General features: G+C 46.1%; 14 protein-coding genes and 1 tRNA gene. 6 read left to right on the top strand and 9 right to left on the bottom strand.

Going from position 1 to position 12,243, the window contains the following annotated elements; genetic code table 11:
- From rocD to A1D16_RS10715, 5 genes are all read right to left on the bottom strand, one after another.
- A partial coding sequence (gene rocD / locus A1D16_RS10735) for an ornithine--oxo-acid transaminase (RefSeq protein ID WP_290709363.1) occupies positions 1-726 on the bottom strand: 726 nt, incomplete at its 3' end.
- A 167-nt stretch (positions 727-893) separates the two neighbouring features.
- A complete protein-coding gene (ispE, locus tag A1D16_RS10730; RefSeq protein WP_290709362.1) occupies positions 894-1,706 on the bottom strand; it encodes a 4-(cytidine 5'-diphospho)-2-C-methyl-D-erythritol kinase in 813 nt (270 codons plus the stop codon).
- Positions 1,707-1,723: 17 nt separating this feature from the next.
- Complete coding sequence (locus A1D16_RS10725) at positions 1,724-2,311, bottom strand: bifunctional nuclease domain-containing protein (protein ID WP_290709361.1); 588 nt, start codon at positions 2,309-2,311, stop codon at positions 1,724-1,726.
- A gap of 60 nt (positions 2,312-2,371) precedes the next feature.
- A complete protein-coding gene (locus tag A1D16_RS10720; protein ID WP_290709360.1) occupies positions 2,372-3,334 on the bottom strand; it encodes an electron transfer flavoprotein subunit alpha/FixB family protein in 963 nt (320 codons plus the stop codon).
- Between the two features lie 28 nt (positions 3,335-3,362).
- On the bottom strand, positions 3,363-4,106 hold the full coding sequence (locus tag A1D16_RS10715; protein ID WP_290709359.1) for an electron transfer flavoprotein subunit beta/FixA family protein: 744 nt from the start codon (positions 4,104-4,106) through the stop codon (positions 3,363-3,365).
- A gap of 109 nt (positions 4,107-4,215) precedes the next feature.
- On the opposite strand from A1D16_RS10715, the gene A1D16_RS10710 reads away from it, so the two are divergent.
- Positions 4,216-4,527, top strand: a complete 312-nt coding sequence (locus A1D16_RS10710) for a tetratricopeptide repeat protein (RefSeq protein WP_290709358.1) — start codon at positions 4,216-4,218, stop codon at positions 4,525-4,527.
- Here the strand turns inward: A1D16_RS10710 and A1D16_RS10705 are convergent.
- A complete protein-coding gene (locus A1D16_RS10705; RefSeq protein ID WP_290709357.1) occupies positions 4,517-5,062 on the bottom strand; it encodes a hypothetical protein in 546 nt (181 codons plus the stop codon). The two genes, A1D16_RS10710 and A1D16_RS10705, sit on opposite strands and share 11 nt — an antisense overlap.
- Before the next feature lie 243 nt (positions 5,063-5,305).
- Here A1D16_RS10705 and tilS point away from each other — a divergent pair, with 243 nt between their 5' ends.
- Complete coding sequence (tilS, locus tag A1D16_RS10700) at positions 5,306-6,661, top strand: tRNA lysidine(34) synthetase TilS (protein ID WP_290709356.1); 1,356 nt, start codon at positions 5,306-5,308, stop codon at positions 6,659-6,661.
- Here the strand turns inward: tilS and A1D16_RS10695 are convergent.
- Both A1D16_RS10695 and A1D16_RS10690 read right to left on the bottom strand, forming a co-directional pair.
- Positions 6,645-7,286 carry a rhomboid family intramembrane serine protease gene (locus tag A1D16_RS10695; RefSeq protein ID WP_290709355.1) on the bottom strand — a complete coding sequence of 214 codons (642 nt, stop codon included), beginning with the start codon at positions 7,284-7,286 and terminating at the stop codon, positions 6,645-6,647. The genes tilS and A1D16_RS10695 overlap by 17 nt on opposite strands.
- Positions 7,287-7,326: 40 nt before the next feature.
- Entirely contained in the window at positions 7,327-7,791 is a 465-nt protein-coding gene (locus A1D16_RS10690) for a 23S rRNA (pseudouridine(1915)-N(3))-methyltransferase RlmH (RefSeq protein WP_290709354.1), read from the bottom strand.
- Positions 7,792-7,860: 69 nt separating this feature from the next.
- Here A1D16_RS10690 and A1D16_RS10685 point away from each other — a divergent pair, with 69 nt between their 5' ends.
- The 4 genes from A1D16_RS10685 (at position 7,861) to A1D16_RS10670 (ending at position 12,043) form a co-directional block, all read left to right on the top strand.
- Positions 7,861-8,496: a hypothetical protein gene (locus A1D16_RS10685; protein WP_290709353.1), complete on the top strand. Its 636-nt coding sequence runs from the start codon at positions 7,861-7,863 to the stop codon at positions 8,494-8,496.
- A 127-nt stretch (positions 8,497-8,623) separates the two neighbouring features.
- Complete coding sequence (locus tag A1D16_RS10680) at positions 8,624-9,097, top strand: hypothetical protein (protein WP_290709352.1); 474 nt, start codon at positions 8,624-8,626, stop codon at positions 9,095-9,097.
- Between the two features lie 332 nt (positions 9,098-9,429).
- On the top strand, positions 9,430-10,362 hold the full coding sequence (locus tag A1D16_RS10675; protein ID WP_290709365.1) for an AraC family transcriptional regulator: 933 nt from the start codon (positions 9,430-9,432) through the stop codon (positions 10,360-10,362).
- Between the two features lie 61 nt (positions 10,363-10,423).
- Complete coding sequence (locus A1D16_RS10670) at positions 10,424-12,043, top strand: serine hydrolase domain-containing protein (protein ID WP_290709351.1); 1,620 nt, start codon at positions 10,424-10,426, stop codon at positions 12,041-12,043.
- 74 nt (positions 12,044-12,117) lie between these two features.
- Here the strand turns inward: A1D16_RS10670 and A1D16_RS10665 are convergent.
- Positions 12,118-12,194 (bottom strand) — tRNA-Arg (locus tag A1D16_RS10665).
- Positions 12,195-12,243 lie beyond the last annotated feature (49 nt).

The raw sequence follows: 12,243 nt of genomic DNA, 5'->3' as shown, positions 1-12,243 counted from the left end.
GGCTAGGCCGGTTTGTATTTCATCGGCAATGAATAATACATTGTACCGGGTACAGAGCTCGCGTACCCCCTGCAGATAACCCTCATCAGGTACCACTACACCCGCTTCACCCTGGATGGGTTCTACCATAAATGCCGCCGTATCGGGGTGCGACAATGCCTTTTCCAGCGCCGCCAGGTCATTATACGGTACCAGGTCAAAACCTGGCATAAAAGGGCCAAATTGTGAATAACTGCTTGGGTCGGTAGAAGAAGAGATAGCCGCCAGGGTTCTTCCCCAGAAATTATTTTCCGCAAATACGATCCGGGCACTATTTTCAGTAACCCCTTTCTTTACATATGCCCACCTGCGCGCCAGTTTAATGGCAGTTTCTCCCCCTTCCACACCGGTATTCATCGGTAGCACCTTATCGTAGCCAAACAGCCGGGTAATATATTGTTCATATACACCCAATTGGTTATTATGAAAGGCCCGGGATGTAAGCGTAAGTTCCTGTGCCTGTTGTACCAGGGCCTGGATAATGGCAGGGTGGCAGTGGCCCTGGTTGACCGCGCTATACCCACTCAAAAAATCATAATACCGTTTACCCTCCACATCCCAGAGAAAAACCCCCGAGCCCCTTGATAATACAACCGGCAGGGGATGGTAATTATGGGCACCGTACCGGTCTTCCAGATCGAGATAATGCTGCGTCTTTTCAGACAAAGCAGTTAAAGCAACTGACATAGTTGAAAAATTATTCTAGGTTGAAAAAAGAAGTAATGAAAAAGTACGGGCAGTATACGCCCTTTAAAAACAGCTTACCTGCTTCAATGATTGAGAAAATCAAGATTGAAGGATAAAAAAGCAGGTATATTCTTGCAGCTTTTCATGTACAGGAGCAAGATAGCTAATTATTTTGATTCCAGCAGGGTATAGTGCGCGGGGAACTGCTGTTTCCAGTTAACGGGCAGGGCATCGAAAATTCCGTACACCGTAGAGCCGGTACCTGTCATCGCCGCAAAACGGGCACCCATTGCATAAAACTGCGTACGGATGGCTTCAATTTCAGGATAGGCTCTGAACACAACTTCTTCAAAATCATTCTTCAGTTGGTCTTTCCACTGCTCCAGCGGAAGGGCTTCTATGGCCGGAAAAGGCGGTTTTGCTTTGCTGAGTTCCAACTGCCCAAATGCCCAGGCTGTGGAAATATGAATGCCGGGATTTGCTAACAGAAGCATTTTGCCGTTTAGCTGGGGTAGCTCCAGAGGAAACAGTTCCTCTCCGCGGCCGGTGGCCCGGGCAGGCTGATTCAGGAGGAAAAACGGACAATCACTGCCCAGTTCCAGGGCAAAACGACTTAGCTGTTCAGGCGGACAGTTCAAATTAAACAGGCGGTTCAGTAAGGATAACATAAAAGCTCCGTCGGAGGAGCCGCCTCCCAAGCCAGCCCCCATCGGAATTATTTTATGTAAATGGATGGAAACAGGAGGGAGCTGGAAACTTTCTTCCATTTTTTTCCAGGCCCTGATACAGAGATTGTTTTCCGAACTGCCATCAATGGCTAATCCGCTTGAAGCAAAATGAAAACGTTCTGCCCGAACGGCTTCCAGCATATCTGCTACCTGCAGGGGATAAAATACGGTGGTTATGGAATGGTAACCATCCGGCCTTTTGCCATTCACCTGAAGGCCCAGGTTAATTTTTGCATTGGGAAATACTATCAATTCCGGCGATTTGGCGCTTATTTTTTGCGGCTGTTGATCTCATCCCGGATGGCAATTGCCCGGATATAATCTTCCTGCTCTAACACATCGTTCAACAGTGTATGTAACTCCTCCAGGCTAAGGGCACGCAGGTCGTCATTGCCGGTATCCTCCCGCTCAGGTGCACTTACCTGCTTTTTCTTTTTGCCGGATGTATCTTCCATGAGTATGCCCGCATTTTCCAGGATATTCTCATAGGTATAAATGGGGCATCCGAATCGTACGGCAAGAGCCAATGCGTCGGATGTACGGGAATCAATTTCTACCGTATCATGCTCGCCTACGCATACCAGTTTGGAATAGAAAATACCCTCCTGTAAATCACTGATTATGATTTCGGTGAGTTCTACATTAAAGGCATTCATGAAATTTTTCATAAGGTCATGGGTAAGCGGGCGACTGGGTTGCATTTTTTCCAATGCCACAGCAATTGCCTGAGCCTCAAAGCCTCCAATAACGATGGGCAGCCTGCGCAAACCATTTACTTCGCCTAAAACCACTGCATAAGAGTGCGTTTGGGTTATACTGTGCGACAGGGCAACTATTTCCAGTTCTATCTTCCTCATAATGAAGGCACGAAACTACGGGATTTTAATAAAAAACAAAGAGGGGATTACCCCCTCTGTTTACGAAGCTTTTAATTTTTTTACGGCCTCTATTATTTTCGGCATTACTTCAAATGCATCCCCGACAATCCCATAATCGGCTGCCTTAAAAAAAGGCGCTTCCGGGTCCTTATTAACCACCACAATTACCTTACTCCGGTTTACACCGGCCAGGTGTTGAATGGCCCCGGAGATACCTACGGCAAAATATAAATTGGGAGCAATGGATCCGCCTGTTTGTCCCACGTGTTCGTGGTGTGGCCGCCAATGTGCATCCGCAACCGCCCTGCTACAGGCAGTGGCTGCGCCCAGTAACTGCGCCAGTTCCTCGATCATGCCCCAGTTTTCCGGCCCCTTTAAACCACGGCCCCCGCTGATTACCAACTCGGCTTCACTCAGGGGAATTTGTCCCTTTATTTTATTGGTGCTGATCAGTTTGGTTTTGGCCGCCGGTACAGCAACCGCTAATTCTTCTACCACCGCGACACCGCCCCCTTCTTTTACTGCAAAGGCATTGGGAGTTAAGGCCAGTATTTTTAGTGCGGTAGGTACCTGGATGCTGGCAAAAGCTTTTCCACTGAACACGCCTTTTTTAACCACGAAACCGGCGGATGTATCGGGTAAACCCACTGCACCTGCCACCAGCCCGGCTTTTAAGCGGGCAGATAAACGCGGTCCAAGGGCCTTACCTGTTAGGTTATTGGACAAAACCACTATGGTAGCACCGGTTTTACTAACCGCTTCGGCAATTACGGCAGCCTGTTGCTGCGCATCAAACTGGTTGAGTTCGGCCTGCTTTACCTGGAAAACCTTTTTAATGCCCTGGCTGCCCAGGCTGCTAAGGTCGACCTCCGGTGTTCCCAGCACCAGCGCATTGGCTTCTACCCCTAATTGACTGGCTACTTCGGCCCCGTAACTGGCCGCCTCAAGCGAAGCTTTTTTGACTTGGCCATCGGCCTGATCAACGTATATTAATACTGACATGGAATCGTTTTTTAGATAGGTGAGGAGATTAAATGACTTTTGCTTCTTCGTGTAAGAGGCGCACCAGTTCTTCGGGCTGGTCGGCCGGTACCAATTTTACACCCGCTTTTGCCGGGGGCAGTTCAAAAGACGCAATACTGGTTAAAGCGTCTACCGCAACCGGTTCCACTAGTTTCAGTGGTTTGGTCCTGGCGCCCATAATGCCTTTCATATTTGGAATGCGCTGCTCGGCCATCCCTTTCTGGCAGCTTACTACCAGCGGCAGCGGCGCTTCCACCGTTTCCTCACCACCTTCAATTTCTCGGTTAAGCGTGGCAACCGAACCGTTTAACTCAAATTTGGTAGCCAGTGACACAAAGGGCATATCCAGCAATTCCGCAACCATTCCGCCAATGGAAGATCCGTTGTAATCGATGGTTTCCTTACCTGTAAAAATCAGGTCATAAGCGCCTTCTTTAGCAATTGCGGCAATCTGGCTGGCAATAGTAAAACTATCGGTACTTTCCAGGTTTACGCGAATGGCTTCATCGCCGCCGAGGGCCAATGCTTTCCGGATAATTGCATCATTGTCGGCACCGCCAATATTTATTAAATGGATGGTAACAGACGGATCCTTCTCTTTTAACTCGATGGCACGCACCAGGGCATACCATTCATCATACGGATTCAGAATCCATTGAACTCCCTCTGTTACGAATTTCGTGTTATTGTCCGTGAAAGCTATTTTTGCCGTAGTATCCGGCGTTTTACTAATACAAACTAGAATTTTCATACAGCATTCGTTTCTTTAGATTAAAAGTTGTTTATGCAACTACCTAATACAAATATACGTTTGTTAGTTTTTTACCAACGTTTTTCGCGTTAAATTTTTCAAATAAGTTATGGATAGAATTCAACAATTGCAGGCTTTTCTCGCAGCCAATCCCACAGATTCCTTTCTGCACCATGCACTGGGACTGGAATATGCCAAGCTGGGCGATGATGAAAAAGCCCGCCAGGTGTTTGAAAACTTATTAATGGACAACCCGGGTTATGTGGGTACCTATTATCAATTAGGTAGGTTATTAGAACGCCAGGCACAAACGGAGGAAGCCATCCGGGTATACCAACAAGGAATGGAAGCCGCTACCCAGGCAGGCGACCGGCATGCATTTGGAGAGCTAAGAGCCGCCTTGGAAGACCTTATTTATTAATACTAACGAGGTTATTGGTAGCCATCCGGGGGGTATGATACCAGGCGAGAATACCCGATAATATCAATAAGCGGAAAATAAAATAACTCCAGTAATTGATGTTCCAGGCATCTTCAGCGCCAGCCTCCTGTGCAAAAAGAATAAAACAACCCTCAATGATCAGGTACACAAAATTGTAGAACATAAAACCAGCAATAAAAAGGAATTTACTCAGGTAATGTGCATTTTCGTTATAAAAAGATCTTTTATAAAGCAGCAACATAGAATATGCTGCAGCCATCAGGAACCAGGAGGCCGGTAATACCAGGTTCCAGGTAGTGGTTTTTTGCGGACCCATAAATAACATGGTAAGCATCCAGGTAAGTAATACCGGCAAAACACTGTATACCAGGAAACGTTGGTAGGTTTTATCGGGCCACAGATGATAAAGAACCCCCAGGCCTGTGAGTGTATCGATATGAATACTTAGGTTTGCGATCAGTTCATACTGGATAGAAAACAAACCGTATACCCAGCCTACTATAAATAGTAACACGCTGTATAAGCAGTTTAATCCAAGGAATAAAAAGAGCGGTTTATTCCAGGCTTTTTTTAAGAACAGGAGAAAGATGGAAATAACTAAACAAACAAAGGTAAGTTGGTCTATAAGTAATATGACAAATCCCTGGTTAGGCATGGGTACGGATAAAGATTAATGGTTTAAAATCAACCACTAAACTAAGTGTTTGTATTTAGCAATAATAGGTATTAGTACGAGGAAAACTACTCGATTTTAAGTATGCAGGCATTACTGAAAAATATAGAAGCATTCATTCAGAAAGAAGCGTTATTTACGCGGCAGGATCGGTTAGTGGTGGCTGTTAGCGGTGGCCTTGACTCGGTGGTCCTTTGTCATATTCTGCTGGCATTGGGTTATCGCATAGAACTGGCTCACATGAATTTCGGACTACGGGGAGAGGAGAGTGATCGCGACGAAAAATTTGTGCAGCAACTGGCCGCTGACTGGAAGCTGGTTGTTCATACCAAAAGAATAAACCCAGGCCGCGACGGTAAAAAAGGAAATATACAGGAGTGGGCCAGGCAGGAACGTTATACCTGGTTACAGGAAATTATACAACCAAAGAACACCGGTTCAACAAGCCGTCAGAAAGCCTATATACTTACGGCGCACCATGCAGATGATCAGGCCGAAACTATTCTCCTGAATTTATTCAGGGGTTCGGGTATTGCAGGCTTAAGCGGCATGCTGCCCTCCCGGAACGGGCTTTGCCGGCCCTTGTTAATGGTGGAAAAGGAAGCTTTGGAAGCCTATGCAAAGCAGGAACAGCTAAGTTGGGTCGAAGACAGCTCCAATGCAACGGATAAGTATACCCGCAATAAGATCAGGCACCAGTTGATTCCTCTTGTTAAGGAAATAAACAAAGACGGTATTCTACGTATGTACCAGAACAGCCGGAACCTGCAAAGCCTGGCTGCCTATGCGGATGAAAAAATGACCCGTACGCTTAAGAAACTGGTTCACATAAACGGAGAGGAGCAATGGTTGCCTATCCGCCAATGGAAATTGTTGAAAGGGGCCCGGTATATCCTGTTCGAATGGCTTTATCCGCTTGGGTTTAGTCCGGAGCAGGTAGAACAGGCCATCGGGTTAATGGAAAGTCAAACAGGTCAATACATTCGCCAGGGTTCTTACCTCTTGTTAAAAAACCGCGAATGGTTGGTATTGTCGCCAAAAAAAGAAGAAGAACAGGAATGGGTGGTGTTGGAAGAGGAGCAGGGCACGGTCCGTTTTGCAGGCGGAGAATTGAGTTGGACAAGCCAGCCCTATGCAGGCCAGGCATTGCCGGCCGATGCTGCGACGGCGGTGCTGGATGCAGCCCGTGTTGAATTTCCCCTATTGCTGCGCAGATGGAAAGCAGGAGATTATTTCTATCCGCTGGGTATGCGTAAAAAGAAAAAAATTGCCCGGTTTTTAATCGATCAGAAAATCAGCCGCCTTGATAAGGAAAAAATCTGGCTGTTGGAAACGGGCAAAAGAATATGCTGGCTCGCCGGTCAAAGACCGGACGACCGTTTTAAAGTAACCACTTCCACCACCCGGGTAATTCTATTTCAGCTTAATACCGGCCTTTGATGGTTTCAATAAAAGCGGGAATGATGTCTATATTGGCAATTAGCTTCGCCATAATAATGGTGTACAAAACACCAAAAATTGCGCCGGAAAAATGCGCCCGGTGACCAATATTATCGCCGCCCCGTTTGGCCAGGAAAGCCGAAAGTGCCAGGAAAATAATGCCGAATATATAACCAGGTATGCCGGGGATAAAGAAAATGGATATTTTTTGGGTGGGGTCGAGCATTATAAAGGAAAAAATAACGGCAGATACGGCACCAGAGGCCCCCAGGGCACGGTAGGCATAATTATTCCTGTACCGGAAATAATCCGGGATAACTGACACGATCAACCCCAGCAGGTAAAGCCCCAGGTATACCAGTTTAGCCTTGGAGCCGAATAACATCGGATTAGCATACAGGTAGCCTTCTACGTACTCACCGAAAGAAAAAAGGGCCACCATATTAAAAGCCAGGTGTACCAGGTCGCCATGTACAAATCCATTGGTGATAAAACGATAGTATTGTTTTTGACTTTCAATTTGTGCAGGCCAGAATAGCAGGTCTTCCTTGATCTTTTCCTTACTGAAGGCCGAAAGGGAAATGGCTACTGTTAAAATAACAATGGACAGGGTAATGCTAATCATGGGGGAAAGATACTATAGATTTCCAAATTCCAAAACCAGCCTAGCTATGATGATATTTTTCATTGCGCAGAATGCTGCAGGCCCGGTACACCTGTTCTGCCAGGATCAGCCGTACCAGTTGATGAGGAAAAACCAACCTGGATAAACTCCAGGTAAAATTAGCTCTTTGCTGAAGCGCCGTATCAACCCCGTAAGCGCCTCCGATCAAAAAAACAAGCTGCTTCCTGCTTTCATTTGCCCGGTCCTGGATCAATTGCGCCAGCTCCGGGGAGCTGATGTTTTTTCCCCGCTCATCGAGCAAAACCAGGTAATCCTCGGCCTGCAGCCCCTGCAGTACTTGTTGCGCTTCTGTTTTTTTTATCTGGACGGGATCGGTTGATTTGGCAGGCGGTAATAGCTTCCATTCACAAGGAAAATAACGGCTGATTCGTTGCGTAAAATCCTGCACCGCTTCTTTGGTGGAAGCATCCTGTTGTTTTCCGATGCTGACTAATATAATCTTCATGATTGAATAAAACGGTTCTGCGGAGGGCCGGGTTTTTGCAGGGGAAGGTAATAACTAAATAACAAAAAGATGGCAGTAACTGATCAGGAACAAGTGCCTATTCCCAGGCAGGAAGAAGGCCGGCAATCGGATATTGTTGAACAGCGTTCTTTTGCCACAGCACAATTGGCCAGAGAAGCGTTCCTGCTGGCCAGGAACAGGCTGCTTGATATTAACTACTGGGGTCGGATCAGTGCAGGTTTGTCGGCAGACTTCAGCCTGCTTGATGAAACCGGAAATAAACTGGAACGGGCGCCTTTACCCAAAGATTTTATCCGCATAGATCTACCCGGCCCCGGATCTCTTGCCGGTCATGGCTATGACTGGGTACAAATTGAAGCAGTGGAGGAAAGCGAAGCGGATACCCGGCGCCAAGCTGTTTTGCTGCGGGTAAGACCCTCACAGGATCCTTCTTTACCGGAAGGCCCGGCGCATTTTTTTGATCCCCGAGCAAGCAGTACCTTTTTACTGGAACGAACGGGACAAGTGCTTAGAGCAGGCATTCATGGAAGAAATGAACAGACGGCAGTTGCAGCCAAAAAAATAGACACCTTGCGAAATACCGTAGTGAGTGAACTGGCAGCCCTGGGGGCCGCAGCCATTCAATGGAAGAAACTCGCCAACGCTATATTGGGTATCGACGATGCCGGCAACGCAGTAGTTTAACAGCCGCCATACCGTATGGTGGTGTAGATTTGTATACAGAATGCCGCAGCCTGTAGCTTTTTTACACAGGTTATGTCGGCGTTTTTGGGGCATTGTTTTTTTGTAGCTGATCAAAACCAGGTTGGTAATGAATGTATTTTTAAAAGTGGTTCTCTTATTGACCGGGCTGTTCACCGGTACTCAAAGTATTAGCCAGGTAAAAGAATTATACGAAGGGCTGGCTTCCAGGGAAAGCAGTCTCATTGATGCCCAATTGAAAAAACTGGAAAACAGCAATTCCCCGGCAGACTATGCCTATACCGGCGCCCTGCTGATGAAAAAGGCCGACGTTGTTAAAGGCCCCGCCAATAAACTGGAAACCTTCCGGGCAGGAAAAGAGAAACTTGAAAAAGCCATTCAAGAAGACAATGAAAATGTGGAATTCCGTTTTCTGCGCTTATTGATCCAGGAAAATGCGCCGGGTATCCTCGGATATGATAAAAACATTGCAGAAGATGCCTCCCTGGTTGCGGAGAAATTTAATGAACTGCCAAAAGAGGTAAAAGAGGTGGTGCAATCCTATAGCAAATCTTCCAGGGCTCTACGGGATAAAATTAAATAAGGTACAGCGGTTCAACAGGCTGCTTCTATCCTTGATCAAAGCCTTATATTGCTGCAGGCTAAACTCCTCCTGCTGTTATGTATTTTTCTTTTGGTTTCAAAAGTTCGATCTTACTGCTGTTTTTTGTGCATGGTATTGTTTTTTCGGTTCTCTTGGCAATAAAAGGTTTTCAACACGAGGATAAATCAAGCTATTGGCTTAGTTTTTTTTCCTTCTTGTGTTCCATGTACATTGCGCCGTTCATGTTCGGATACGCCGGCTGGTATTCCCAGGAACTGTACAGGACCCTGCTTTTTTATATTCCTTTTCAGCAACTGTTTCTGTTGCCAGTAGTGTTATATTTTTATTGCAGGTATTTATTAGACAACTCATTTAGGTTTTCCAAAAAGCACCGCCTTCATTTTGTACCTGCTGTATTATACCTGCTGTATGCTTTACTGGTTTTTCTGAACGATCGGGTACTGAAGGGTACCTATTATTTTTACGAAGATGGTAAAGACAAAGATTTTGCCACCTGGTACCAGGTGGCCGGCTTGCTGATGCTGGTTTACTACCTGCTCAAATGCCTGCAAACCTATAAGCAATACAAGCGCATCACGTACAATGAGGTCAGCTATGCCGATTCTGTTATGTTCAAGTGGGCAAGGCGTTTCCTGCTTGCGTTTTTAGTATTGATCGCCATTCGGGTTCTTTTTTTCCTGGTTAACCCTGAATGGGATGCGTTTGGCAGAAAATTCTGGTATTACCTCAGCTTCTCGGTGCTGTTTTATTATGTAACAATTAGTGGGTATGCCAATTCCATTTTAACGGGTACTTCCCTGGCCGGCCGGGCACTGCCATTGCCCAATCCGCCACCCGCCGCTTTGCAGGTAGCTGAGATAGATGAGGAAACCTTGCAAAGCAGGTCCAGTTTGCCGGATCTTGTGGAATGGAAACAGAAAATAGAGCGGTTGATGGAAGAGGAAAAACTGTATGAAAACCCCGTGCTCATTCTTTCGGATCTAAGCAGCAGACTCGGCACGCATACCAAAAAAGTATCGCAGGTAATTAATGATGGGTTTCAGATGAACTTCAATGATTTTGTAAATGCCTACAGGATTGAAGCCGTGATCCGAAAAATTGAGGAAGGTGAACATACGGTGCAAACCCTGCTGGCACTTGCCTATGAAGCTGGCTTTAATTCAAAATCCACTTTTAACCGGGCATTTAAGCGGGCAAAATCGATAAGTCCGAAAGAGTATATCGAAAAATACCATCAAAAATGAGTGTCAAATCAGGATCTGGGGCGATCAGCGGAAAAAACGCCCCCAAATTTGAGAAAAAAACATGCGTTACCTTTTATTATTAGTTGTTGTTATGCCAAAGCTATTGCTGGCGCAGGGGCTCGATAAATGGCAACAAAAACTGGATAGCATTGCCTTGCAGGATGTGCCGCCCAGGGCTCCGGGAATTGCGACCGCTATTGTTCAAAACGGTCAGTTGGTATACGAAAAATATGCAGGGTATGCCGATTTTATGGACAGCAGCCTGATAAACAGTAACACCCGCTTCAATATTGCCTCCAACGGAAAACAGTTTACTGCCCTGGCGGTATTAAACCTGGTGGAAACTAAGCAGATAAACTTATCGGACGACATCCGAAAATGGTTTCCCCGGCTCTATCCCGCCATCAGGGAAAAAATAACGGTGCAGAGTTTGCTTACCCATACCAGCGGTATTCGAGATTGTTATGATCTACTGAGTTTGCAGGGGTATACCTGGTGGGAACGTTCGCTTTCCAATGCAGACATACTGGCTTTACTGGAACAGCAGGAGGAGCTGAACTTTACTCCCCATTCAACCTACCTTTATAGTAATTCAAATTATATTCTGCTCGCCCTGCTGGTAGAAAAAGTTTCGGGTAAAAGTTTCCTGGATTATACCAACGCCTTGTTTCGCAAAATGGCCATGTACCATACCTCTTTTGAACCCGATTACCGGGCTATCCGGGGTCCGATCGCAAAAGCCTATTTTAATTTTGATACCTGGACCACCTATGACTGGCGCTGGAATGTGGTGGGAGACGGTAACCTTTTTACCACGCTTCCGGACCAGGTTCAGTGGGAAAAAATAGTACAAACCCACCGTAGTAGGCAACTAAACAGGCGCATTATTGAACTAAGTCAACTGCCTGTAGCGGGAGATTCCATCAAGCTATATGGCTACGGGCTTGAGTTTGGCAGGTATAAGGGAATTGATTATGTGTTTCATGAAGGAGCAACAGGTGCCTGGAAAGCTACCCTAATCCGTTTCCCCTCCCGTAGAACCAGCCTGCTCACGTTCACCAACACCGGTAAATCCATTCCAGCACAACAAACAAGGCAGATGGCCGACCTGCTCCTGGGCAATGCTGCTATGGCTGAGCAACCGGTAACCAGGCCTTCGACGGTTGGTGCTTATATCGGAGAAGAAGATATTGTTGGCACCTATCTCACAACAACTGATTTTGCCTTCCAGTTTGAAGTAAGAAACCAGCAACTCTTTTTAAAAAGGATGGGCAGAAACGACGTGGAACTGGAAAGAGAAGCAGCAAATATTTTTCACCAGAAATACGACTCCGCTTTTAAACAGGCGTTTACCAGGAATGAACAAGGCCAGTTGCAGGTTACGGCTTATTATACCACCCATGCGCCTTACACTTTGGTAAAAACCACCCCGTTAACTGCTCCCATCGACGCCAAAGATTATGAGGGCGTCTATTATAATCGGGAAACCAATACCACCTTACATATCCGGCAATTGGAAGCCCTGAACTATGAGCTGGTTCGCAACAACAAAAAATCAACAGCAATTTTAGTTACGAGCACCAAAATGCTGGCAGGTGCATACCGTTTAGAGTTTTTGAACGGAGAGTTGCTGCTTAGTGGAGACCGGATTAAACGTATCAGGTATATCCGGCAGCATTGAAGCTATTTATTGCCATTCCGTAAAAAACAAAAGAGATTAATTTGTGTAACAAATTAATCTCTTTTATAACTGGTTGGTGACTCCGTCAGGATTCAAACCTGAAACCTTCTGATCCGTAGTCAGATGCTCTATTCAGTTGAGCTACGGAGCCATTCCCTTTAAGGGAGTGCAAAGATAAGGGAATCGAATCTTAATTTCCA

It is taken from the genome of Flavihumibacter sp. CACIAM 22H1 (genome assembly GCF_001601815.1).
GTDB lineage: Bacteria > Bacteroidota > Bacteroidia > Chitinophagales > Chitinophagaceae > Flavihumibacter.
Note: the sequence above shows the minus strand (reverse complement) of the source record. Positions and strands in the feature narration are given on the sequence as shown.

Coding starts and splice junctions, on each gene's coding strand:
- A1D16_RS10695 (WP_290709355.1), bottom strand. CDS start 7,286: ATGATTAGCATTACCCTGTCCATTGTTATTTTAACAGTAGCCATTTCC.
- A1D16_RS10710 (WP_290709358.1), top strand. CDS start 4,216: ATGGATAGAATTCAACAATTGCAGGCTTTTCTCGCAGCCAATCCCACA.
- A1D16_RS10720 (WP_290709360.1), bottom strand. CDS start 3,334: ATGTCAGTATTAATATACGTTGATCAGGCCGATGGCCAAGTCAAAAAA.
- A1D16_RS10725 (WP_290709361.1), bottom strand. CDS start 2,311: ATGAGGAAGATAGAACTGGAAATAGTTGCCCTGTCGCACAGTATAACC.
- A1D16_RS10670 (WP_290709351.1), top strand. CDS start 10,424: ATGCGTTACCTTTTATTATTAGTTGTTGTTATGCCAAAGCTATTGCTG.
- A1D16_RS10715 (WP_290709359.1), bottom strand. CDS start 4,106: ATGAAAATTCTAGTTTGTATTAGTAAAACGCCGGATACTACGGCAAAA.
- A1D16_RS10680 (WP_290709352.1), top strand. CDS start 8,624: ATGAATGTATTTTTAAAAGTGGTTCTCTTATTGACCGGGCTGTTCACC.
- tilS (WP_290709356.1), top strand. CDS start 5,306: ATGCAGGCATTACTGAAAAATATAGAAGCATTCATTCAGAAAGAAGCG.
- A1D16_RS10685 (WP_290709353.1), top strand. CDS start 7,861: ATGGCAGTAACTGATCAGGAACAAGTGCCTATTCCCAGGCAGGAAGAA.
- A1D16_RS10690 (WP_290709354.1), bottom strand. CDS start 7,791: ATGAAGATTATATTAGTCAGCATCGGAAAACAACAGGATGCTTCCACC.